This is a genomic window from Tsukamurella soli (genome assembly GCF_039541155.1).
Classification (GTDB): domain Bacteria; phylum Actinomycetota; class Actinomycetes; order Mycobacteriales; family Mycobacteriaceae; genus Tsukamurella; species Tsukamurella soli.
This window is the reverse complement of the sequence record NZ_BAABFR010000035.1, coordinates 26,339-49,483: the sequence shown is the minus strand read 5'-3', so window position 1 is coordinate 49,483 and position 23,145 is coordinate 26,339. Positions and strand designations below refer to the sequence as shown.

At 70.1% G+C, this 23,145-nt stretch carries 17 protein-coding genes and 1 riboswitch; of the genes, 10 read left to right on the top strand and 7 right to left on the bottom strand.

The window, feature by feature from the left end; all coding sequences use genetic code 11:
• Positions 1-434 precede the first annotated feature (434 nt).
• Positions 435-2,936 carry a UvrD-helicase domain-containing protein gene (locus tag ABD908_RS12790; protein ID WP_344996115.1) on the top strand — a complete coding sequence of 834 codons (2,502 nt, stop codon included), beginning with the start codon at positions 435-437 and terminating at the stop codon, positions 2,934-2,936.
• 455 nt (positions 2,937-3,391) lie between these two features.
• On the opposite strand, the gene ABD908_RS12785 is transcribed toward ABD908_RS12790, so the two are convergent.
• The 5 genes from ABD908_RS12785 to ABD908_RS12765 all read right to left on the bottom strand — a co-directional run bounded on the left by ABD908_RS12785 (position 3,392) and on the right by ABD908_RS12765 (position 9,948).
• Positions 3,392-4,513: a M23 family metallopeptidase gene (locus ABD908_RS12785; protein WP_344996112.1), complete on the bottom strand. Its 1,122-nt coding sequence runs from the start codon at positions 4,511-4,513 to the stop codon at positions 3,392-3,394.
• A 150-nt stretch (positions 4,514-4,663) separates the two neighbouring features.
• Positions 4,664-5,959 carry a DUF6986 family protein gene (locus tag ABD908_RS12780; RefSeq protein WP_344996109.1) on the bottom strand — a complete coding sequence of 432 codons (1,296 nt, stop codon included), beginning with the start codon at positions 5,957-5,959 and terminating at the stop codon, positions 4,664-4,666.
• A gap of 159 nt (positions 5,960-6,118) precedes the next feature.
• Positions 6,119-7,432, bottom strand: a complete 1,314-nt coding sequence (locus tag ABD908_RS12775) for an ABC transporter ATP-binding protein (protein WP_344996106.1) — start codon at positions 7,430-7,432, stop codon at positions 6,119-6,121.
• Positions 7,433-7,470: 38 nt separating this feature from the next.
• Complete coding sequence (locus tag ABD908_RS12770) at positions 7,471-9,231, bottom strand: ABC transporter permease (RefSeq protein WP_344996103.1); 1,761 nt, start codon at positions 9,229-9,231, stop codon at positions 7,471-7,473.
• A gap of 6 nt (positions 9,232-9,237) precedes the next feature.
• Entirely contained in the window at positions 9,238-9,948 is a 711-nt protein-coding gene (locus tag ABD908_RS12765; RefSeq protein WP_344996100.1) for an MgtC/SapB family protein, read from the bottom strand.
• A gap of 289 nt (positions 9,949-10,237) precedes the next feature.
• A riboswitch (M-box (ykoK) riboswitch) is annotated at positions 10,238-10,412 on the bottom strand.
• Between the two features lie 61 nt (positions 10,413-10,473).
• Here ABD908_RS12765 and ABD908_RS12760 point away from each other — a divergent pair.
• The 8 genes from ABD908_RS12760 (at position 10,474) to ABD908_RS12725 (ending at position 21,036) form a co-directional block, all read left to right on the top strand.
• A complete protein-coding gene (locus ABD908_RS12760; RefSeq protein ID WP_344996097.1) occupies positions 10,474-11,067 on the top strand; it encodes a TetR/AcrR family transcriptional regulator in 594 nt (197 codons plus the stop codon).
• A gap of 304 nt (positions 11,068-11,371) precedes the next feature.
• Entirely contained in the window at positions 11,372-12,904 is a 1,533-nt protein-coding gene (locus ABD908_RS12755) for a carboxyl transferase domain-containing protein (RefSeq protein WP_344996094.1), read from the top strand.
• 11 nt (positions 12,905-12,915) lie between these two features.
• On the top strand, positions 12,916-14,991 hold the full coding sequence (locus ABD908_RS12750) for an acetyl/propionyl/methylcrotonyl-CoA carboxylase subunit alpha (protein WP_344996092.1): 2,076 nt from the start codon (positions 12,916-12,918) through the stop codon (positions 14,989-14,991).
• The gene (locus tag ABD908_RS12745) at positions 14,988-16,139 is read left to right on the top strand and encodes an acyl-CoA dehydrogenase family protein (protein ID WP_344996090.1); all 1,152 of its coding nucleotides are present in this window, start codon (positions 14,988-14,990) and stop codon (positions 16,137-16,139) included. The genes ABD908_RS12750 and ABD908_RS12745 overlap by 4 nt, the downstream gene beginning before the upstream one ends.
• The gene (locus tag ABD908_RS12740) at positions 16,136-16,648 is read left to right on the top strand and encodes a MaoC family dehydratase (RefSeq protein ID WP_344996088.1); all 513 of its coding nucleotides are present in this window, start codon (positions 16,136-16,138) and stop codon (positions 16,646-16,648) included. The genes ABD908_RS12745 and ABD908_RS12740 overlap by 4 nt, the downstream gene beginning before the upstream one ends.
• Positions 16,645-17,484 carry an HpcH/HpaI aldolase/citrate lyase family protein gene (locus ABD908_RS12735; RefSeq protein ID WP_344996086.1) on the top strand — a complete coding sequence of 280 codons (840 nt, stop codon included), beginning with the start codon at positions 16,645-16,647 and terminating at the stop codon, positions 17,482-17,484. Before ABD908_RS12740 ends, ABD908_RS12735 begins: the two co-directional genes overlap by 4 nt.
• 16 nt (positions 17,485-17,500) lie before the next feature.
• Complete coding sequence (locus ABD908_RS12730) at positions 17,501-19,183, top strand: AMP-binding protein (protein WP_344996084.1); 1,683 nt, start codon at positions 17,501-17,503, stop codon at positions 19,181-19,183.
• Positions 19,180-21,036: an acetoacetate--CoA ligase gene (locus ABD908_RS12725; RefSeq protein ID WP_344996082.1), complete on the top strand. Its 1,857-nt coding sequence runs from the start codon at positions 19,180-19,182 to the stop codon at positions 21,034-21,036. The genes ABD908_RS12730 and ABD908_RS12725 overlap by 4 nt, the downstream gene beginning before the upstream one ends.
• Positions 21,037-21,083: 47 nt before the next feature.
• Here the strand turns inward: ABD908_RS12725 and ABD908_RS12720 are convergent, their stop codons facing one another.
• Together ABD908_RS12720 and ABD908_RS12715 are read right to left on the bottom strand one after the other, a co-directional pair.
• Entirely contained in the window at positions 21,084-21,455 is a 372-nt protein-coding gene (locus ABD908_RS12720; RefSeq protein WP_344996080.1) for a DUF4189 domain-containing protein, read from the bottom strand.
• Positions 21,456-21,482: 27 nt separating this feature from the next.
• Positions 21,483-22,271, bottom strand: coding sequence for an LppX_LprAFG lipoprotein (locus tag ABD908_RS12715; protein WP_344996078.1), 789 nt, complete (start codon positions 22,269-22,271; stop codon positions 21,483-21,485).
• Between the two features lie 206 nt (positions 22,272-22,477).
• On the opposite strand from ABD908_RS12715, the gene ABD908_RS12710 reads away from it, so the two are divergent.
• A complete protein-coding gene (locus ABD908_RS12710; protein ID WP_344996076.1) occupies positions 22,478-23,143 on the top strand; it encodes a vWA domain-containing protein in 666 nt (221 codons plus the stop codon).
• Positions 23,144-23,145 lie beyond the last annotated feature (2 nt).

The following is a 23,145-nucleotide window of genomic DNA, read 5'->3' as shown; positions in this document are numbered from 1 at the left end:
GGGACGAGCGGCGCGACCGGGACGAGCAGCGCGGGCACGGGTTCGTCGTCGACGGCCGGCGGCGGGCAGTCCTCGGCCGCGGGCTCGCACTCATCGGGCTCCGGCGCCGGTGGGTCGCACTCGGGCGGCGGCGGCAACCACTGATCGGCGACCTCCAGTGATCGCGAATATCGACTGACCCCTGCGGTGGCTCACCGCTGAGCGTCGTCTGCTCTCGGGCCCGTCGACCGGTAACCGGTCGACGGGCTCGAGCGGCGTCCGAGTCGGGCGACACGACGACCGGCGGCTGCGCTCACGAACTTGTCGGTGGGGCTCGATATCCTGAACAGGAGATGAGTAGCCCCTTGCCCCGCCACGCCCCATCCGATCGATCTGACGGACCGCCGCGATCCGGTCGGACCGCCGCACGTCTGCTGGCCGCCCGGGCCGCCCGCGTGGACCGCCCGGCAGCACGCAGCCGCGGTGACGAGCTGCTCGACGGACTCAACCCGCAGCAGCGGGCCGCGGTGTTGCATGCCGGCTCGCCCCTGCTGATCGTCGCCGGGGCCGGGTCGGGCAAGACCGCGGTACTCACCCGGCGTATCGCGTACCTGCTTGCCGAGCGAGGCGTGGGGCCCGGCCAGATCCTCGCGATCACCTTCACCAACAAGGCCGCCGCCGAGATGCGCGAGCGCGTCCAAGCGCTGGTCGGGCCGCGCGCGAACAGCATGTGGGTGTCGACGTTCCACTCCACCTGCGTGCGGATCCTGCGCGCCCAGTCGGGTCTGCTCGCGGGCATGAACTCGAACTTCTCCATCTACGACGCCGACGACTCGCGTCGCCTACTGACGATGATCGTCAAGGAGATGGGGCTCGACCCCAAGAAGTTCGCGCCGCGCGCGCTGGCGACGCACATCTCCAACCTCAAGAACGAACTGATCGTGCCGAAGGACGCCGTCGCCGCCGCGGAGCAGACCGGCGAGCAGTTCGCGGTCACCGTCGCCAAGGTGTACGGCACGTATCAGTCGCGCCTGCGCGGCGCCAACGCCTTCGACTTCGACGACCTGATCGGCGAGGTCGTGGCACTGCTGCAGGCGCATCCCAACGTGGCGCAGTACTACCGGCGGCGGTTCCGGCACGTGATGGTGGACGAGTACCAGGACACCAACCACGCCCAGTACGTGCTGGTCCGCGAGTTGGTCGGACACGCCGACCACCCGGATGCGGGTCGCGTCGACGACGAGGTGCCGCCGAGCGAGCTGTGCGTCGTCGGCGACGCCGACCAGTCGATCTACGCCTTCCGCGGGGCCACGATCCGGAACATCGAGGAGTTCGAGCGCGACTTCCCCGATGCCCAGACCATCCTGCTGGAGCAGAACTACCGATCCACACAGACCATCCTGTCGGCCGCCAACGCCGTGATCTCGCGGAACTCCGGGCGGCGCGAGAAGCGGCTGTGGACGGACCAGGGCGACGGGGAGCTCATCGTGGGCTATGTCGCCGACAACGAGCACGACGAGGCCAGGTTCGTGGTCTCCGAGATCGACTCCCTCGTGGCGGCCGGCGACGCCCGCTACAGTGACGTCGCGGTCTTCTACCGAACCAACACCGCGTCCCGCGCGCTGGAGGACGTCCTGATCCGGCACGGCGTCCCCTACAAAGTGGTCGGCGGCGTCCGGTTCTACGAGCGCAAAGAGGTGCGTGACCTCATCGCCTACCTGCGTGCCATCGACAATCCGGCCGACACCGTCAGCCTCCAGCGCATCATCAACACCCCGCGGCGCGGCATCGGCGACCGCGCGCAGGCGTGCCTCACCGTGCATGCCGAGAATCGCGGCGTCAGCTTCTACCAGGCCGTCCTGGACGCCGTCGACGGCGGGGTTCCGATGCTCAACCCGCGTTCGCGCAACGCGATCGCCTCGTTCGCGGGGTTGCTCGCCGACCTGCGGTCGCGCGCCGCCGACCCCGACACCGATCTCGGCGACCTGCTCGACGCGGTGTGCGAGAAGACCGGCTACCGCGCAGAGCTCGAGGGCTCCAACGACCCGCAGGACGGCGCCCGCTTGGAGAACGTCGACGAGCTCGTCGGCGTCGCACGGGAGTTCGCGGCGCAGGTGCACGAAGGGCGCAGCGACCTGCCCGAGCGTGACGTACGTGGTGACCTGCCCGATGCCGCCGAGCTGGATGCCGCCGAGCTGGATGCCGCCGAGCCGGGGGAGGATGCCGTCGAGCCGGACGACGGCACGCCTGAGCCGGGCTCGCTGGCCGCGTTCCTCGAACAGGTGTCACTCGTCGCCGACGCCGACCAGGTACCCGATGACGATCAGGGCGTCGTGACCCTGATGACTCTGCATACGGCGAAGGGGCTGGAGTTCCCGGTGGTGTTCGTGACCGGATGGGAGGACGGCCAGTTCCCGCACATGCGGGCCCTGGGCGACGACGCCGAGCTCGCCGAGGAGCGGCGCCTGGCGTACGTGGGCATCACCCGCGCCCGGCAGCGGCTGTACGTCTCCCGTGCGATGGTGCGCTCCACATGGGGCGACCCGATGCAGAACCCGGAGTCGCGCTTCCTCACCGAGATCCCGCAGCACCTGATCGACTGGCGGCGCACCGAGCCGCGGCGCGACGCCGGTGGCCACGCGTTCGGCGGCGGATTCGGCGGGCAGGGCCGCGGGGTGTTCGGGCGGAGCGAGGGGTTCGGCGGATCCGACCGGGGATCGTCCGCCGCGCCGGCGTGGCGCTCGCGCCGGGCCGACGCTGGCGGCCCCAAGCCGGCGATGCGTGGCAAGAAGGTGAATCTGTCTGTGGGGGATAGGGTCTCGCACGACTCGTTCGGTCTCGGCGTGGTCACCGCGGTCGCGGGCGCGGGTCCGATGGAGCGGGTCACCTTCGACTTCGGTAGCGGTGGCACCGTGACGCTGATGACCTTCGGCGGCCTGCCGCTCGAGAAGCTGTAGCAGCTGAGGTGGGGTCGGAGCGGCCCCGCCGTTGAACGAGCTCGAGGCCCCGCGCCGCCCCGCTGATCCGGCACTGATAGCGAGGGGTGGGGCGTTCCCTCGGTCGAGCGAGGAGCGGGCATGGACCTGTACGACGCGACGGTGGCGCAGCGGTGCCGACTGGCGGGATTGCTTGCGCCCGAGGAAGCTTCAACCGGTTTGCGGATGGCGCGTCGTGACGCGGCTGTCGGACGACTCCGCCGGGCGGTGGGCAGGCCGGGGCGCTGAGCCACGAGGTGATCCACTGCCTGGACATCACCGAGCCCGCTGGGACTGCGACGTCGTCAGCGAGGGACACGTGGTGACGATGCCCGCCGCGGACGTCCTACTCGTCGTGACCGGGCGGAGGCGGCTGCGCTAGCGGCGGATTCTGCGAATGGTCACCCACGGCGACTGTTCGCAGCAATCCCGCGCGCTCAGCCCACGTAGTTGCCGAGGGAGATACCGCGCGCCGCCAGCCAGGGCAGCGGGTCGATCTTGGTCGTGCCGTTCTGCCACACCTCGAAGTGCAGGTGCGGGCCGGTGGAGTCGCCGCGATTGCCGATGGTGGCGATCTGGTCCCCGGCCATGACCTTCTGGCCCACCGTCACCGTCATCGTGTTGACGTGGCCGTACACCGTGATCGTGCCGTCGGCCGCCTGCAGGCGGACCCACAGGCCGAACCCGGATGCGGGACCGGCGCTGATGATGGTGCCGTCCTCGACCGCGACGATCGGCGTGCCGATCGGGGCCGCGATGTCGACGCCCGCGTGCATTGTGCCCCAGCGCCCGCCGAACACCGAGGTGAACTCGCCGTGCGCGGGTAGCACGAACAGCGGGCGCTCGGTCGCGGCGATGGCGGCGTCGTCGGCGGCCTTGCGCGCGGCGCCGTCGGGCAGCGCCTGGCCGAACTGCTCCATGTCCTGCGGGGCGGGCAGCGCCGCGGCACGGGCGTGGGACGGCTCCTGCGTGAGGGGGGCCACGGGGGAGCCGTGCGGTGCCTTCGCCGACGGTGCTCCCAGGGCGGCGCCGGTCATCGTCGCACCGGCGGCGAGCGCGAGCAGCGCCACGCGACCCTTGAGGGCCTGCGGCGGGGCGGCTAGACGGTGGCGGCCGGCGCCGCGTACCGGCTTCGGGGTGGCGACGGGGATCTCGGCGGGCGCGACCTCGCGGACCGGTGCGGGTGCGACGACATCGACGGCAGCGGTCTCGGCGGGCGCGGTCGCTTCGAGATCTGCCGGCGTTGGGATGCGGAACTGGTGGGTGTCCACGTGGTTGCGCAGCACCGCGACGGGGATGACGATGTCCTGCGTGATCTCGGCGGTGCCGGCCTCGTAGACGAAGGCGTTACCGGTCTCGTCGTCCTCGTAGACGATCAGCGTGTCGTCCTCGGCCCACTCGGCGTCGTGGTCGTCCTCGGTGACCCAGGACTCCTCCCACTGCTGGCCGTAGGCCGCCTGGAGGCGCTGCTCGAGTTCGTCGACCGGAATGATGGACGTGACGGAGTCGCCGTCGAGCAGCTGCGTGCCGCGCGTGCGCGAGCCGTCACCGTGTGCCATACTCAATCAAATCCGCTCTACTGTAGTCATGCTTTCGGTCACTGCATGATCACTATCGTGACCAGTTCGTGATGCACGTCGTCAGACGATAACGAAGAGGTTGCGACGGGACAACCCGTCCTGTCCGGGTCGCCGGTTTTGTGGGCTTGATCACATGCTCGGACGACGCGCAACCACCCGCCGTAGGACCGACACGGTGCAGGCCGGTGCGATCGCGACGACGTCGGCCTCGGCGAAGGCTCCGCAGTCCACGCCGCGCAGTAGCACGGCGGCGAGGGCCTCGGCGGTCGCGGGCTCGTCGACGATGGGGCCGCCGAGCCGATCCAGGTACGCGGCGAGGCGCGTGACCGCCGGCTCGAGCGCCGCCCGGAAGAACGCGAACGTCGCGGCGTAGCGCGTCACCAGGTGCCCGGGGTGCATGTCCCAGCCCTGATAGAAGCCGCGTTCCAGCGCACGCGTGACCAGCCGGAAGTGGCGCTGCAGGGCGGCCCGCACCTGCTCGTCGGTACCGACCGGCGTCACCTGGGTGGAGCCGTCGCACACCCACACGCCGGTCTGCGCCGCGGCCGCGAGCATCACGGCCTTGGCGTGGTCTGCTACCGGGTGGTCGAGCGATTGGTACCGCCCCGCGATGCCGCACGCCGCGCTGTAGTCGTAGGTGCCGTAGTGCAGGCCCCGACAGCGGCCCGCCGCGAGGTGTATCGCGCGGGCGACGGTGGCGCCACCGTCGGGCCCGACGATCGCCTGCGGGCTCTCGATCTGCAGCTCGAACCGCAGCGAGCGTTCGGGCAGTCCGTGTGCGCGTTCGATCTCCTCGCACAGTGCCACGACCGCGTGTACCTGCTGCGCGGCGCGCAGTTTGGGCACCGTGAAGACGAACCCCGGCGGGACGCCACCCGCGGCCGACAGCACCAGCTCCAGGGTGCGGAAGCCGCGCGCCCGCTCGACGGGGCCGAGCCCCTTGGCGCGGATCCCCAGCGAAGTGGGCGCAGTCGGTGCCGCGGCAAGCCCTGCGAGGGTCCGCCCGGCCGCGATCGCGTCGCGGTCCTCGGCCGCGTCCCCGCGGAACCCGTAGCCGTCCTCGAAGTCGAGGCGAAGGTCACGGATCGGACGGCCGGCCAGTGCGGCGCGGACGGCCGTGAGATCGACGTCGGGGGCCAGCCCGGCGACGGTGTCCGCGTGCTCCTCGAGCAGGGCGAGCGCGGCGGCCCCCCATCTGTCGGGGGTCTCGACGGTGGCGTCGGCGGCGCCGATGTAGGCGGTGTGGATCGGCTGCGGCGCACGGCGATCGCCGGGGAACTGCTCCGCCAACGCCCGGTCGACGCTGCCGAGGATCTCCTCGATGCGTGCGTATCCCCGCTGCGGGACGCGCGCTCGTGGACCGGATGCCGGGGAACGATCCGGGGCGGTGTCCCGGATCTCGGCCACCCGGCGATCCTCGATCATCCTTCGATCCTCGCAGAGGCGGGGCGATCTCGCCGGGCGCGCGCTCCGTCCGCGCCGCGACGTCGCCGGACGCCGCTATCGATCGCGGATGCGGCCGCGGCGGATTCGCCCGGTATATCCGCGGATCGAGCCTCGACGCCCCACGACGTGCGGTCGCGGTCAGGCGACCGCGGAGCCGGCCACCGCGGGGTCGAGGCGGACCTTGTCGTCGTCGGAGTCGTAGTCGTACAGCTCGGCGTAGCGGCCCCAGTCGATGGCGATCCGCATCTGCCGCTCGGCGTCCTCGAGCGCGAAACCGCGCCGCAGTAGATCGAGGAAGAACCCGAGGCGTAGGCTGCCGTCGTTGCTCGTCTGCAGGGCCTTGAGGATCGTGCGCACCAGCGGGGCCCGCTCCCGGGCCTGCTGCGCGAACACTTCCTTGGCCTCGGTGATGCTGGCCGACACGAACCGGATTCCGGCCGGGGTCATCTCGATGTCGTTGTCGTCCACCTGCACGAAGCCCAGCAGCGCGGCCGCGTCCACCAGCGGGAGGATGTCGTCGATCTCGAAGCTCAGCTCTCCCGCGAGGTCGGGCAGGTCGGCGTTGCCACCGCGGGCTGCGACCAACTCGACGAGACCCGCCAGGCCGCCGACGGTGGCGTCGGGCAGCGGACGGCTGACCGGGGTCGCATCGGTGGTGGGCACCGCGATCTCCGGCGTGGTGTCGCGGCCGGTGAGCGCCCCGTACAGCTCGTCCACGATCGCCTCGAACTCCGGCGCCGTGCGGTCGCGCGGGCGCGCGAACGGGACGTGCGCCTCGTGGATGATCCGGCCGGGCTTGCTGCCCAGGACCACGACGCGGTCGGCGAGCAGCACAGCCTCCTCGATGTTGTGTGTCACGATGCAGACGCTCTTGGTCGGGAAGCTGTCGTGAGTCCACAGATCGGTGATCTCGTTGCGGAGGTTCTCGGCGGTCAGCACGTCGAGCGCGGAGAACGGCTCGTCCATGAGCAGCAGGTCCGGCTGCAGCACGAGCGCGCGCGCGAAGCCGACGCGCTGTCGCATGCCGCCGGAGAGTTCGCGCGGGTACGCGGATTCGAAGCCGTCCAGGCCGATCGTGTCGATCGCGGCCAGGGCTCGGGCGTGCCGGTCCTCCTTGTCCACGCCCCGCGCCGCCAGACCGAGCTCGACGTTGTCCTGGACGGTGAGCCAGGGCATCAGGGCGAACGACTGGAACACCATGGCGGTGCCCGGGTTGGCGCCGCGCAGCGGCCTCCCGGCGGCGTTGACGGTGCCCGATGTGGCGGGGATCAGGCCGGCGATGATGCGCAGCAGGGTGGACTTGCCCGAGCCGGAGCGGCCGAGCAGGGCGACGATCTCGCCGGACTCGATGCGCAGGTCGATCCCGTCGAGGACGGTGAGTGTGTCGCCCCGTGAGCCCTCGAAGCTCTTGGTGAGGTCGGCGATCTCGATCAGCGGTGTGGTGGTGGGCATGATTGCTCCTGTTGGATGCGGTGGTGGCGTGCGGGTTTCTACAGGGCGTAGCGTCGCTCGGCCAGGGCGTACAGGCGGCGCCAGAACGCGGCGTTGGTGGCGACCACGAACACACACATCACGACGATGCCGAGCAGCAGGTGGGCGCCGTGGTTCGGGTCGGTGGATGCGGTCCACTTGGCGATGTAATCGCCGAGCCCGTGGGCGTGGTAGGTCGTGCCGTCGTAGGTCATCACCTCGGCGACGATCGATGCGTTCCACGCGCCGCCGGCGGCGGTGATACCGCCGGTCACGAAGCTGGCGAAGATGCCGGGCAGCAGCACCTTCCGCCATCGCATCAGGCGCGGCAGCCGGAGATTGTCCGCCGCCTCCAGCAGGTCGTTCGGGATCGCGCTGGCACCCGCGATCACGTTGAACACGACGTACCACTGCGTACCCAGTGCCATCAGCAGGATCCCGCCGAAGTCGAGGCTGATGTGGCAGGCCAGGAACACCGCGGTGACCATCGGGAACAGGAAGTTCGCGGGGAAGCTGGCGGCGATCTGGATGAACGGCGCCGCGACGCTGGTCAGCTTCGGGTTGAGTCCGATGATCACCCCGAGGGGCACCCAGACCGCGGTCACGACCAGCATCAACACCACGACGCGAGACATCGTGGCGAGGCCGAGCAGGAAGGTGTATCCGACCTCGTGCACGCCGGCGCCCTCGAGGACGATCTCGACGATCCGGTACACCGTGTAGAGGAGGACGGCGACCACCGCGACGGTGAACACGCTGTCACCGGCCCGGCGCCGGGTCTGATTCACCGTGAGGACGGGCTGGGTGCGGCCCATGACCGCGCCGAATACCTTGTCCAACAGCGTGATCAGCGGGCTCATCACGCGTGCGGTGAGGTCGGAGGCGTGCGAGCGGCGGAGCACCGACAGCACCGTCGAGTGCGGCTCGTGCAGCGACTCGGAGTCCCCGATCCGGAACCGCTCGGCCCACGCGATGAGCGGGCTCCAGAACAGCAGATTCACTGCGACGACGACGATCACCATCGTGAGGATCGCCCACCAGATGTCGCCCAGCCGGCCCTCGGCGGATGCCGACGCGACGTATGCGCCGATCCCGGGGAGCGCATAGTTCTTGCCGCTCACCGACACGGCCTCCGAGGCGGTCAGGAAGAACCAGCCGCCGCCGAAGCTCATCACCGTGTTCCAGACCAGCGGGATCATGGCGCTCGGTACGTCCAGCCGCCAGAAGCGCTGCCACTTGGACAGTCTCAGGTTGATCGCGGCCTCGGTGAGGTCGCGCGGCTGGCTGATCAGGGAGTGGTAGAAGGCGAACGTCATGTTCCACGCCTGCGAGGTGAAGATCGCGAAGATCGCGGCGCATTCCAGGCCCAGTTCGGAGCCTGGGAACAGCGCGATGAACATCGTCACGGTGATCGACAGGAAACCGAGGATCGGCACCGACTGCAGGATGTCGAGGATCGGCAGCAGGACGGTGCGGGCCCGCCGCGAGCGGGCGGCGATCGTCGCGTATACGAAAGTGAAGATCAGCGATGCCACCAGGCCGATGAACATCCGCAGCAGCGACCGCGCGGCGTAGTAGGGGAGCTTGGCCGGGTCGGTGTCGATCGAGCTGGGGGCCTTGGCCAGATCGACGGACGCTCCCATGCCCTGGCTGATCCGGATGATCGCCCAGATGAGCGCGGCGGCACCGACGACCACGAGGATGTCGGCAGCGATGCCGCGGCCGCGGCGTGGCGCGTCGGGCCGGGTGGCGACACGTGGTGGGAACAGAGTGATGGTCATGAGCTGCTACAGCTCCTTCTGTGGGGTGGCGGTGATGACATTCCAGCTGACCCGCGTCACGGCAGGCTCCATGCTCAGCTGGGTGATCGTGGACTCCATGGCACGGTCGTTGCGCTCGTCGGAGGTGAGCGCGGCCCGGACCTCGACCAGCCCGTCTGCGATGTTGTGGCTGGCGATCGACCGGAGGTGGAAGTTGGTGCGGGTAATGGCCTGTACCAGGGAGACTCGTACATGCGACTCGGACTCGTCGGCGGTCACGGCGACGAATTCGTACGTGCTGGGCTCCTCCTTGCCGCCTGACGGGTCGGGGGCGCGGTCGACGACGTGGCCGACCGAGCGCAGGAAGGTGTTGACGATCACCACCGCCACCGTGCCGACGCCTGCGGCGAGATACAGCCCCGAGCCGGACAGCGCGCCCACTGCCGCGGAGCACCACAGGGTGGCGGCCGTGTTGAGGCCGCGCACCGTCAGGCCGTCGCGCAGGATCACTCCGCCGCCGAGAAAGCCGATGCCCGAGACGATCTGGGCGGCGACCCGGGTGGGGTCGCCGCCGCCGAATCCATACGCGGAGAGCAGTACGAACAGGGTGGCGCCGAGCGACACGAGGGCGTTGGTCCGCAGGCCCGCCATGCGGGCGCGGTACTGGCGTTCCAGACCGATCAGGGTGCCGAAGCCGACCCCGGAAGCGATCCGGATGAACATTTCGAGAGTTGGCATATGCATGGGGACAGCGCCTTTCGAGCGCGCCTCACCGCTGCGCGAGTGCATGCCGTTCCGGGGCGACCCGCTCCGGGACGGCGTGCTCAGCGCGCAGTGATGTCTGGCTGTGGATGGGATCGGGTGTTCGGCACGCCTGGGCGTGCGGATCCATCGGATCGAGAGTGTGTGTCAGTGGCATCCGCGGGGGCGGACGCCACGTCTATCAGAGCCGTCTGGCATCGTCACCTCCCGCAGGTCGGCAGCACGCGTGCGTTTCCGTGCGCCGGGAGGGATCTCCCGAGAGGGAGAGGCGCCCCTCCACGTCAGACCTTTGGCACTTCGCGGCGTGAACCCGCCGGAAGGCGGGAGCCAGTCGGGGGCCACCCTTAATCCGGATGGTCCTGTCCTGACCCGGGGCGTCTCTCGACGTTCGGGGTCGCTGGCCTGTTTCCGCGAAGGAGCCTCAGCGAACAATTCGGCGCCTTGCGAGTTAAGGCTTGCACGAATCATCGAGCGCCGCAAGGCGGGGTAATGTGACGCCGCATGGATTCCGGCATCGAGGACAACGCGACGCCGCGGGAACGGGCAAAGGCGGCGCGACGGCGTGAGCTGCTCGCCGCGGCGGCTCGGTTGATGGCGGAGCGGGGGTTCGCCGGGGTGCGGCTCGAGGACATCGGTGCCGAGGCGGGCGTGTCCGGCCCCGCCATGTACCGCCACTTCTCGGGGAAGCAGGCGGTGCTTGCGGCACTGCTCGTCGAGATCTCCGAGCACCTCTACGCCGGCGGCCGCGAGGTGGTCGAACGGGAACCGGATCCACGGGCCGCACTGGCTGAATTGGTCGACTTCCACGTGGATTTCGCGGTGACCGAGCCCGATCTGATCCGGGTGCAGTATCGCGACCTGTGGTCGCTCGCCGTCGACGACGCGCACCGGGTCCGGCAGTTGCAGCGGCGGTACGTCGAGACATGGGCCGCAGAGCTGACGCGGGTGGGGGGCGAGGTGGTGGTCAACCGGGCGCGGGTGCACGCGGTCTTCGGTCTGCTCAACGCGGCACCGTCGTTGCCCGTCCTGCCGGTGGACGAGCTGCGGGAACTGCTGCGGTCGATGGCGGTGGCGGCGCTGGGGATCGATCGCTGACGGACTGTCGGGCCGAGCGGGTCGGCGTGGCTCTCTGAGCGTCGCCGAATAGGGCCGGCCGGCCTCGAGGATCAACCGACGGCCGATCAGGAAGTCGACGATGTCGACCCCGCGAGGCGTTCCTCGATCCGCAGTCGGATGTTCCTGGCGCGCGGCCGCAGTCGGGCCATCATCTCGATTCCGGAGCCGGATCGCGGCTGCGCCTCCACGCTCACATCGACATTCGGATGGGGTTTACATGTGGCATACGCCACCCTATTCTGGTATTCAGTTATTAAACATTAACTGAAAGTGGAGGCGCTCTGTGACGTTCCGCGAGGTGCACGAGGCCAACGTCGAGGAGCTGCGCCGCCGCCTGGACAGGGTGGCGCAGGGGGGCGGCGAGCGCGCCCGCGCGAAACACACCGGCCGCGGGAAACTCATGGCGCGCGAGCGGATCCGGAGGCTGCTGGACATCGGCAGCCCGTTCCTTGAAATCGCGCCACTGGCGGCTGAGGGCATGTACGACGACCGGGCGCCGTCGGCCGGCGCGGTGGCCGGGATCGGCACGGTCAGCGGCCGCCAGGTGATGATCCTCGCCAACGACGCGACGGTGTCCGGCGGCACCTATTACCCGATCACCGTCAAGAAGCACCTCCGAGCGCAGGAGATCGCGCTGCAGAACCGGCTGCCCTGTGTGTACCTGGTCGACTCCGGCGGCGCGATGCTGCTGATGCAGGACGAGGTCTTCCCCGATCGCGATCACTTCGGCCGGATCTTCTACAACCAGGCCACGATGAGTGCCGCCGGCATCCCGCAGATCGCCGCGGTGCTCGGCAGCTCCACCGCCGGTGGCGCCTACGTGCCGGCGATGTGCGACGAGACGGTGATCGTGCGCGATCAGGGCACGATCTTCCTGGCCGGCCCGCCGCTGGTGAAGGCGGCCACCGGCGAGGACGTCACCGCCGAGGACCTGGGTGGCGGCCTCATGCACTCGACGGTGTCGGGCGTGACCGACCACCTGGTCGACTCCGACGACGAGGCGCTCGCGCGAGTCCGGCAGATCGTGGGTCGGCTCGGCCCGGTCGGCGCGCCGCAGTGGGACGTGACGGCGGCCCGCGACGCGACGCGCCCGCAGACGGACCTGTACGACGTGGTCTCGACCGACTCCAGAATGGGGTACGACGTCCGCAAGGTGATCGAGATCGTGTGCGACGGTGGCGAATACGACGAGTTCAAGGCGGGCTACGGCACCACGCTGGTGACCGCGTTCGCCCGGATCCACGGGCACCCGGTGGGGATCATCGGCAACAACGGCGTGCTGTTCTCCGAGTCGGCGCTCAAGGGCGCGCACTTCATCGAGCTGTGCGACAAGCGGCGGATCCCCCTGGTGTTCCTGCAGAACATCACCGGCTTCATGGTGGGACGGCAGTACGAACAGGGCGGTATCGCCAAGAACGGCGCCAAGATGGTCACCGCGGTGGCGTGCGCGCGGGTGCCCAAGTTCACCGTCATCGTGGGCGGCTCGTTCGGCGCGGGCAACTATTCGATGTGCGGTCGCGCGTACTCGCCGCGCTTCCTGTGGATGTGGCCGCACTCGCGGATCTCCGTCATGGGCGGCCCGCAGGCGGCCGACACGCTGGCCTCGGTGCGGCGCGACCCCGAGGGCGTCGAGGAGTTCAAGTCCGAGGTGCGCGGACAATTCGAGCGTCAGTCGGACGCCTACTACTCCACGGCGCGGCTGTGGGACGACGGCGTGATCGACCCGGCCGACACCCGCACGGTGCTCGGCCTCGCACTGGCCGCGGCGCAGCACGCGCCGCTGGCCGAGGTCAACTACGGCGTCTTCCGGATGTGAGGGATCGACACATGGCAACCACCACCCCCCGTAGGTCGCGCGCGCAGGCCGTGCCCCGGGTCATCGAGAAGGTCCTGATCGCGAACCGCGGCGAGATCGCCTGCCGCGTCATCGCGACGCTGCGCCGATTGGGCATCGCCAGCGTCGCGGTGTACTCCGACGCCGACGCGCACGCCCAGCACGTGCGGCTCGCCGACGAGGCGGTGCGCCTCGGGCCCGCCGCGGCCACTGAGAGCTACCTGCGCATCGACCGCGTGGTCGAGGCGGCCCGCCGCACCGGTGCCGACGCGGTGCACCCGGGCTACGGCTTCCTCTCCGAGAACGCCGCCTTCGCCCACGCCCTGGCCGACGCCGGGATCCTCTTTCTGGGCCCGCCGGTCGGCGCCATCGAGACGATGGGCGACAAGATCACCGCCCGCGCGGCGGTCTCCGCGCGCAGCGTCCCGGTGGTGCCGGGCATCTCGCGTCCCGGCCTCACCGACGCCGACCTGATCGCGGCCGCCGACGAGATCGGATTCCCGGTGCTGATCAAGCCCAGCGCGGGCGGCGGCGGCAAGGGCATGCACCGCGTCGTCGATCCCGCGGACCTGCGGGCGGCCCTCGCCGCTGCCCGGCGTGAGGCCGGTGCGGCGTTCGGCGACGACACCCTGTTCCTCGAGCGGTTCGTCGACACCCCGCGGCACATCGAGGTGCAGGTCCTGGCCGACACGCACGGCACCGTCGTCCATCTCGGTGAGCGGGAGTGCTCGCTGCAGCGGCGCCACCAGAAGGTGATCGAGGAGGCCCCCTCGCCACTGCTCGACGCGGACACCCGCGCCCGGATCGGCGCCGCGGCGTGCGATGCGGCGCGGTCCGTCGGGTACACGGGCGTTGGGACCGTCGAGTTCATCGTCTCGGCGCACCGCCCCGACGAGTTCTTCTTCATGGAGATGAACACGCGGCTACAGGTGGAGCACCCCGTCACCGAGCTGGTGACCGGAATCGACCTGGTGGAGCAGCAGATCCGCGTCGCGTCCGGCGAGCCGCTGGCGCTCACGCAAGGCGACGTGACTCTCACCGGGCACGCCATCGAGGCCCGCGTGTACGCCGAGGACCCGGCTGCCGGGTTCCTGCCCACCGGCGGCACGGTGCTCGGCCTGCGCTGGCCCGACCGGGCGCGCGTCGACTCCGGCATCGCGGCGGGTGACGTGGTGGGCAGCGACTACGACCCCATGCTGGCCAAGGTGATCGCGTACGGCGTCGACCGCGCCGACGCGATCGCGCGGCTCGACGAGGCACTGGCGGGCACCCAGATCGCGGGGCTGCGCACCAACGTCGACTTCTGCCGCTTCGTGCTCGCCGACCCGGCGGTGGTGTCGGGAGAGCTCGACACGGAGTTGCTCGACCGTCTCGCCCCGACCTACGAGCGGCCGCCGATCCCCGTCGACGCCTACGCGGCCGCCGGGCTGCGCGCGGTGGCCGACGCCCGCACGGAGGACGGTGCGTGGGGCACCGAGACCGGTTGGCGGATAGGCGGTCCCCAGCCGACCGTGGTCCGATTCGAGGGCGCCGACGTGGCCGTCCTGCCCCGGTCCGTCACCGTCACCACCGCAGACGGCGCGACCTCCCTGGGTGCGGTGCTGGACGGCGGCCGCCTCGTGGTGGACGGGTTCGGGCGGCCTGTCACCGTCGTCGCCGACGGTGCCGGCGATCCCGCGTCCGGGTTCGAACGGTACTGGTACGCAGGGGCGGACGGTGCGCACATCGTGCATCGCGCCCGGCTCGCGACCCGCGCCGGCGACGACCGCCACGACGACGACATCACCAGCCCGATGCCGGGCGCCGTCGTGGCGGTGCCCGTCACCGACGGCCAGCCGGTCGCCAAGGGCGAGACGATCGTGATCGTCGAGGCGATGAAGATGGAGCACCCGCTCACCGCACCGCACGACGGCGTCGTATCCCTCGCGCGAGCGGCGGGGGACAAGGCGATCGCCGTAGGTGACAAGGTGGCCGCCGACCAGGTGCTGGCGACAGTCACGGCACCCGGCGCCGACACCACACAGACCACACAGACCACACAGAACGATACCGAGGAGGCATCGCGATGACCGAGTTGTCGACCGAATACGAAGACCTGCGGAAGACGGTGCGGGACTTCGCCGAACAGGTGGTGGCGCCCGTCGCCGCCGAGCACGATCGCGACCACACCTTCCCCTACGACGTGGTTCGGCAGATGGGGGACATGGGCCTGTTCGGGCTGCCCTTCCCCGAGGAGTACGGCGGGATGGGCGGCGACTACTTCGCCCTCGCCCTCGCCCTCGAGGAACTCGGCCGGATCGACCAGTCGGTCGCGATCACCCTCGAGGCGGGCGTCAGCCTCGGCGCGATGCCGATCTTCAGATTCGGTACGGAGGAACAGAAGCGGGAGCTGCTCCCCGATCTCGCCGCCGGCCGCGCGCTTGCCGGGTTCGGCCTCACCGAGCCCGGCTGCGGGTCGGACGCGGGCGGTACCGCCACCACCGCCAAGCAGGACGGCGACAGCTGGGTGATCAACGGCGCCAAGCAGTTCATCACCAACTCGGGCACCGACATCACCCGGTTCGTCACGGTCACGGCGGTGACGGGGACGCGACCGAACGGCGGCAAGGAGATATCGACGATCATCGTGCCCAACGGCACACCGGGATTCACCGTCGAGCCCGCCTACAACAAGGTCGGGTGGAACGCCTCGGACACTCACCCGCTGTCGCTGTCCGACGTCCGGGTCCCGTACGGCGACCTGCTCGGCGAGCGCGGCCGCGGATACTCCAACTTCCTGTCGATCCTCGACGAGGGTCGGGTCGCGATCGCAGCCCTGGCGACCGGCGCCGCGCAGGGGTGCGTGGACGAGTGCATCAAGTACGCCAAGGACCGCAAGTCGTTCGGCAGGCCGATCGCCGAGTACCAGTCGGTGTCGTTCGCCATCGCCCGCATGGAGGCACGGGCCTTCGCGGCCCGCACCGCGTACTACGACGCGGCGGCGAAGATGGTGGCCGGCAAGCCCTTCAAGAAGGAGGCGTCGATCGCCAAGATGGTGGCGTCCGAGGCTGCGATGGACAACGCGCGCATGGGGACCCAGATCCACGGTGGCTACGGCTTCATGAACGAATATCCCGTGGCGCGGCACTACCGCGACTCCAAGATCCTCGAGGTCGGTGAGGGCACCACCGAGGTGCAGCTCATGCTCATCGCGCGCTCCCTGGGGCTTCCGGCGTGAGCGAGCAGCAGCCCGTCCGTCGGGTCACCCAGCGCGGCCTGTGGTTCGACGAGTTCGAGGAGGGGGTGCTCTACGAGCACCGCCCGGGCCGGACGGTGACCGAGGCAGACAACGTGCTGTTCACCACCCTCACCATGAACACGCAGGCGCTGCACCTGGATGCGGCGTGGTCGGCGCAGCAGCCCGGCTTCGGCGGGCAGCGGCTGATCAACTCGATGTTCACCCTGTCGACGCTGGTGGGACTGTCGGTGGCGCAGCTGACCCAGGGCACGCTCGTGGCGAATCTCGGCTTCTCCGAGATCGCCTTCCCGCATCCGGTGCTCGCGGGGGACACGCTGTACGCAGAGACGCTGTGCGTGGGCAAGCGCGAGTCGAAGTCGCGGCCGGGCGAGGGCGTGGTCAACCTGCGCCACGTCGCTCGGAATCAGGACGGCGTGGTGGTCGCGGTGGCGCAGCGTGCGACGTTGGTGCGCACGGCACCGGCCGACGAGTCGGGGGCGGACGCGTGACGGCGGGCGGGCTGGGCGCTGGGCAACCGTGGGCCCCTCCGGGGCCGGCGATCCTGTTCTGCCCCGCCGACCGACCCGAGCGGTACGCGAAGGCAGCCGACCGCGCCGACGCCGTGATCCTCGACCTCGAGGACGCAGTCGCGGCCGCCGACCGGCCGGCGGCCCGGCGCGCGCTGGTGGACAGACCCCTCGATCCCGCCCGCACCATCGTCCGCGTGAACGCCGCCGGGACCGCCGATTTCGCCGACGACCTGCAGGCGCTGGCGCGAACGGACTACCGTGCGATCATGCTCGCCAAGACCGAGCAACCGGTGCAGCTCGACCTGGTGGACCACGATGTCGTGGCCCTGATCGAGACGCCGCTGGGCGCGGTGAACGCTGCCGCGATCGCCGCGCATCCCAGGTGCGTCGGCCTGATGTGGGGCGCCGAGGACCTGGTCGCGGCGATGGGCGGGCGGTCCAGTCGCTTCCCGGACGGGACGTACCGCGACGTCGCCCGGCACGTGCGGTCGGCGACCCGGCTCGCCGCAGCCGCATTCGGCAGGTTCGCGCTCGACGCGGTGCACATCGACATCGCCGACGTCGACGGCCTGCGTGCCGAGGCTCTCGATGCGGTCGCGCTCGGGTACGCCGCCACCGTCTGCATCCACCCGTCGCAGGTGCCGATGATCCGTGCGGCCTATCGCCCGACAGACGACGAGCTCGCCTGGGCGCGCGAGGTACTCGGCGCCCAGGCCGGGGCGCACGGCGTGTTCGCGGTCCGCGGGCAGATGATCGACGCCCCGCTGCTCGCGCAGGCCCGCGCCATCGTGTCCCGAGCCCCCGCCGAGAACTGAACAGGAGCGCCTATCGATGTCCACCCCGTCACAGTCGACCGCCGTCGCAGACCCGGAACCGTCGTACGCCTGCGGCGAGGTCGAGCCGCCGCTGCCGACCGGCACCATCGGCGCCCGGCTGATCGCCACCGCGGCAACGCACGGCGGCCGGACCGCCCTGGTCGACGTCCCCACCGGGCGCCGCTGGACTTATGCGGAGCTGCTTCGCGATGCCCGATCGGCCGCCGTCGGATTCCTCAGGATGGGCGTGCAACCCGGTGACCGCGTGGGTATCTGGGCGCCGAACGTGCCCGAGTGGGTGATCGTGCAGCTCGGCACCGCGCTGGCGGGGATCGTGCTGGTCAACCTCAATCCCGCGTACCGGCAACGCGAGTTGGAGTACGCGCTCGACCAGGCGGCGATCTCGGTCGTGGTGTCCACCACCAGGTTCCGCTCGTCGGAGTACGCCGCGATGCTCGCCGACGCGCGCCCCGTGTCGCCGGCGCTACGGGAGGTGATCTGCTACGACACCGACGACTGGACGCGGCTGTCGGACGAGCCGACCCCCGCGGAACTGGTGGAGCTCGACCGCATCGGAGCGGGGCTGGCCGCGACCGATCCGATCAACATCCAGTACACGTCCGGCACCACGGGGTTCCCCAAGGGGGCGACCCTGTCGCACAGCAACATCCTGGGCAACGGCTACTTCGTCGGCGAGCTGGTGGGGTATACCGAGTACGACTCGGTCTGTATCCCCGTGCCGTTCTACCACTGCTTCGGCATGGTGATGGGCAACCTCGCCGCCGTGTGCCACGGCTCGGCGATGGTGATCCCGGCACCGTCGTTCGACCCTGCCGCGACGCTGCGCGCGGTCGAGCAGGAGCGGTGCACCAGCCTGTACGGCGTGCCCACGATGTTCATCGCCGAGCTCGCGCTCGTGGACTTCGACCGCTACGACCTGTCGAGCCTGCGTACCGGCATCATGGCCGGCTCGCCGTGCCCGGAAGAGGTGATGCGCAAGGTGATCGACCGGATGGGCATGGCCGAGGTGTCGATCTGCTACGGCATGACCGAGACGTCGCCGGTGTCCACGCAGACCCGGCCCGGCGACTCGCTCGAGCGGCGGGTGGGCACCGTCGGGCGGGTGGGCCCGCACCTCGAGATCAAGGTGATCGACCCGTTCCTCGGAACCATCGTGGCTCGCGGCGAGACCGGAGAGCTGTGCACGCGAGGGTATTCGGTGATGCGGGGCTACTGGAACGACCCGGAGAAGACCGCCGAGGCGATCGACCCGGACGGCTGGATGCACACCGGCGACCTCGCGACGATGGACGAGACCGGGTATGTGCGGATCACCGGCCGGATCAAGGACATGGTGATCCGCGGCGGCGAGAACATCTACCCGCGCGAGATCGAGGAGTTCCTGTACACCCACCCGGACATCCTCGACGCGCAGGTGATCGGCGTGCCCGACGAGAAGTACGGCGAGGAGCTGATGGCGTGGGTGCGGCTCCGGGCCGGCGTCACGTCGTTCACGGCCGCGGACCTGCATGCGTTCGCGGACGGCAGGATCGCGCGACACAAGATCCCGCGCTACGTGCACGTGGTCGAGGAGTTCCCGATGACGGTGTCGGGCAAGGTCCGCAAGGTGGCGATGCGGGAGGAGGCGGTCGCGCTCCTGCGCGGTGCCGAGGCGGTGGACGAGGGGACACGGGGATGACGCGGATCGACGACTTCGCGGTTCGGCAGGGGTTCGCCGCCGGGGACTACACCGCCCTGTACGACTGGTCGGTAGCCCGGCCCGATGCGTTCTGGGGCGCATTGTGGGACTTCCTCGACCTCGGCCCACGGCCCGGGCCGGTGCTCGCATCGGCCGAGATGCCCGGTGCGCGATGGTTTCCCGAGGTGCAGGTCAACTACGTCGATCAGGTCCTGCGACATGCGTCGCTGCCTGGGCCGGCCATCGTCGGGATCGCCGACGACGGCACCCGGATCGAGGTGCCGTGGTCGGAGCTTCCGGGCCGGATCGCGGCGGCCGCTCGGCTGCTGGCGGAGCTCGGTGTGGGCCGGGGCGATCGGGTCGCTGCATACATGCCGGACGTGCCCGAGACCGTGATCGCCTTCCTGGCGACCGCCGCGCTGGGTGCGGTGTGGTCGGGGTGCGGGCAGGACTACGCGCCGCAGGGGGCCGCCGGGCGGATGGCGCAGCTGGAGCCGAGGGTGCTGGTCGCATCGCAGGGGTACGGATACGGCGGCAAGTGGATCGACAAGTCCGCCGACAACGCCGCCCTGGCCGAGTTGCTGGGGGTCCCGCCCGAGCGCGTGGTGACCACGTTGCCGCCCGCGTCGGAGGACGCGGTCGAGGCGGTGAAGGTGCCGTTCGACCACCCGCTGTGGGTGCTCTTCAGCTCCGGTACCACCGGGCGACCCAAGGGCATCGTGCACGGGCACGGCGGCGTGCTGATCGAGCACCTCAAAGTGATGGCCCTGCACAGTGATCTGGGTCCCGGTGACGTGTTCTTCTGGCACACCGCGTTGAGCTGGATGATGTGGAACTATCAGACCGCCGGGCTGTTGGTGGGTTCGACCATCGTCTGCTACAGCGGAAACCCCTTGTACCCCGACGCCGACCGGCTGTGGCAGCTACTCGAGGACGAGGGCGTCACCTACTTCGGCACCAGTCCAGGACAGCTGCAGGCGTCGCGGAAGGCGGGCCTGGACCCGGGATCGGGGCACCGGCTGGCGCTGCGTACGGTGGGATCCACCGGGTCGGCGCTGGCCCCCGATCTGTTCGTCTGGATCGACGAGCATGTGCGGCAGGGTATTCCGGTGTCGTCGGTGAGCGGTGGCACCGATGTGGTGACCGCGTTCGCGGGCGGATCACCGGGAGTTCCGGTGGTCCCCGGCGAGTTGTCGGTGCGCTACCTGGGCGTGGCGCTCGAGGCGTGGGCGCCGGACCGGACACCGCTGGTGGGTGAGGTGGGCGAGATGGTGATCACCGCGCCGATGCCGTCGATGCCCGTGCACTTCTGGAACGACCCCGACGGGGCGAAGTACCGGGCGGCGTACTTCGAGCACGAGTGGGCGGACGGACCCGCGCCGCACATCTGGCGGCACGGCGACTGGGTGGAGCTGACCGAGCGCGGTTCGATGATCATCCGCGGCCGCAGCGATGCGACGTTGAACCGCAACGGGATCCGCATGGGGTCGGCGGACATCTACGAGGTGGTCGAGGCCATCGCGGAGGTCGCCGAGGCCATGGTCGTGGGGGTCGACGGCCCGGACGCGAAGTACTGGATGCCGCTGTACCTCACGCTGGTGCCGGGCGCCTCGCTGACCGACGACCTGGTGGGCCGGATCCGCACGGATGTGCGGAACCGGTTGTCGCCCCGGCACGTTCCCGACGAGGTGGTGCTCGCGCCCGCCATCCCGCACACGCGGACCGGCAAGAAGCTGGAGATCCCGGTGACCGCCATCCTCGCCGGGCGTGAGGTCAACGTGGATCCGCGGTCGGTGGACGATCCCGCGGCGCTGGACTGGTATCGGGAGCAGGGCACCGCGCACGCCTGGTGAACCTGCCGTCGTGACCGATACCGTTCGAGCCGTCGGTGTGCCTGCCGTCAGTTGCAGCCCCACACCAGGATGTACCCACCGCCGGCCTCGTCGATCGCGTCCTGCTCCGCGGACCACAGGTCGTCGCCGTTACCGCCGCCGTACATGCCGTCGCTGTGCGCGACGGCGCCGCATCCGGTGAAGACCGTGAGGACCTTGCACCCGCCGAACCCGCACTCCGCCAATGCGGCCTCGCGGGCGGCGGCGGGTGATTCGTAGTCGAGGGTCCGGCCCCAGGTGCCGTCGTGGTCGACGGCGATCGCGCCCCACGTCCCGTAGGCGTGCGCGGCGGGCGCCACGAGTCCTGCGGTGCCGATGCTGATGGCGGCGGCCACGGCAGCGGCCGTGGTCCGGGTGGTGATCCTGCTGAAGGTGAACATCGTCGGTTCTCTTCCTGTCCGGTGGTGTCAGTTGCCGAGGGTGGATCCGTGGCCGCCGCCGGGCTTCGGGGCGATGGTGGTGATGACGGGTTTGGTGACGGTGACCGTCTCGCCCCACTGGGAGAACGTCAGCGTGAGCGTGGCGCCTGCTGTGGGCGTGATCTGGATCTGTGCCAGCTCGTGATCGCCGGCGGGCTGGATCCACACGGTGGTGGGTACCGGCGTCGTGCCCTTGTCCTTCGAGACGTGTGCGCCGCTGATCGTGGAGACGTCTGCGGCGCTGACGGTGCCGGTGATCTTCTCGACCTGCGCGCCGCCGACGGTGTCGGTGCCGGCGTCCGTCGGGTCGTTCATCGTCGACAGGATGTGCGGTATGCCCGTGGATGGGTCGAACAAAGCCGAGACGTCGTAGATGGAGTCCCCCTTGCCGTAATCGATGTACCTGCCGCCGGTGAGGTCGGCGTACATGTGACCGTCGATGAACACGAACTTCGCATCGACGGTGGCGGCACCCAGGCTCACCGTCGCGGTGCCCTGCGCGGCGACGGTCGGCTTGTTCTGCAGGTCCCCGTCGACGGCGGTGACGGGCAGGTTCGGGACCTTGCCGGACGTCGCCATCGCGAAGTGGACGGTGGCCACGTCGTCGGAGGCCTGTGCGGCGTCCTGCAGCAGCGTCTTGGCGTCGGCCCCGCCGGAGGGGGCCGCGGCCGAGCTCGTGGACATCCCGCTCGTATCGTTCGAGCAGCCGGTCAGGGCGACGGACAGGGCGATGGCCGTCGAGGTCGCGGCGATCGCGATCCGGGGCTTCGGCTTCATTCGGTTCTCCTTGGAGGGCGGATGGTCTGGCGGTGTCGAGACAGACGATGGCCGGAAGCTCTTAAGCGGCGCTTCATTCGGCCTTGGTGTCGACGGATGCGCGCGCTCAAGTGGTGGGCAAGGAGGTGTTAAGGCCGGCCGACGAAGCTACTTCCGACGGATTCGATACGAGTCCGAGAGATCGCTACACGAGAGGGCACGATCACATGGAACCGCAGGGCACGATCCTCCCCGTCTACTTCGTCGCCGACGAGTCCGGCTCGATGGGGCCGTACGTCGGTGAGCTCAACGACGGACTGATCAATCTGCAGGACGCGCTGCAGCGGGAGTCGTTCGCGGCGGCCAAGGTCCGGTTCTCGGTGATCGGCTTCGCCGACGACGCCCGCACCTACCTCGAGCCGGCGGACCTGCGGTCGCTGCCCCAGATGCCCGCGCTGCAGGCTCGCGGCCTCACCTCGTACCAGGCCGCGTTCGACCAGATCGGGTACCGGATCTCGGTGGATGTCCCGTCGCTGAAGGCCGAGGGCTATATGGTCAACCGGCCTGCGGTCTTCTTCCTCACCGATGGTGCGCCGAACAACAGCGAGGACTGGCGCGCCGCCCGCGACTACCTGCTTGCGCAGCCTGCCGCGGCGAACATCCTGGCGTTCGGCATCGGCCAGGCCGATGCCGCCACCGTCCGGGAGGTCGCGACCAAGGACCAGTACGCCTTCATCGCCGCGCGCGGGGTCGACACCGGCATGGCGATCAGTGAGTTCATCACGTCGCTCACCCAGTCCGTGATCAGCTCGGGGCAGGCCCTCGCGTCCGGCGCCGGTCAGCTGCAGATGGAGAAGCCCGAGGGCTTCTCGCTCGCCGTCGACCTGGTGTGACG

What these genes read in the sequence shown, in the direction of transcription:
- ABD908_RS12785 (WP_344996112.1), bottom strand. Translation starts at nt 4,513, where the DNA reads ATGGCACACGGTGACGGCTCGCGCACGCGCGGCACGCAGCTGCTCGAC.
- ABD908_RS12780 (WP_344996109.1), bottom strand. Translation starts at nt 5,959, where the DNA reads ATGATCGAGGATCGCCGGGTGGCCGAGATCCGGGACACCGCCCCGGAT.
- ABD908_RS12775 (WP_344996106.1), bottom strand. Translation starts at nt 7,432, where the DNA reads ATGCCCACCACCACACCGCTGATCGAGATCGCCGACCTCACCAAGAGC.
- ABD908_RS12770 (WP_344996103.1), bottom strand. Translation starts at nt 9,231, where the DNA reads ATGACCATCACTCTGTTCCCACCACGTGTCGCCACCCGGCCCGACGCG.
- ABD908_RS12765 (WP_344996100.1), bottom strand. Translation starts at nt 9,948, where the DNA reads ATGCCAACTCTCGAAATGTTCATCCGGATCGCTTCCGGGGTCGGCTTC.
- ABD908_RS12760 (WP_344996097.1), top strand. Translation starts at nt 10,474, where the DNA reads ATGGATTCCGGCATCGAGGACAACGCGACGCCGCGGGAACGGGCAAAG.
- ABD908_RS12750 (WP_344996092.1), top strand. Translation starts at nt 12,916, where the DNA reads ATGGCAACCACCACCCCCCGTAGGTCGCGCGCGCAGGCCGTGCCCCGG.
- ABD908_RS12745 (WP_344996090.1), top strand. Translation starts at nt 14,988, where the DNA reads ATGACCGAGTTGTCGACCGAATACGAAGACCTGCGGAAGACGGTGCGG.
- ABD908_RS12730 (WP_344996084.1), top strand. Translation starts at nt 17,501, where the DNA reads ATGTCCACCCCGTCACAGTCGACCGCCGTCGCAGACCCGGAACCGTCG.
- ABD908_RS12725 (WP_344996082.1), top strand. Translation starts at nt 19,180, where the DNA reads ATGACGCGGATCGACGACTTCGCGGTTCGGCAGGGGTTCGCCGCCGGG.
- ABD908_RS12720 (WP_344996080.1), bottom strand. Translation starts at nt 21,455, where the DNA reads ATGTTCACCTTCAGCAGGATCACCACCCGGACCACGGCCGCTGCCGTG.
- ABD908_RS12715 (WP_344996078.1), bottom strand. Translation starts at nt 22,271, where the DNA reads ATGAAGCCGAAGCCCCGGATCGCGATCGCCGCGACCTCGACGGCCATC.
- ABD908_RS12710 (WP_344996076.1), top strand. Translation starts at nt 22,478, where the DNA reads ATGGAACCGCAGGGCACGATCCTCCCCGTCTACTTCGTCGCCGACGAG.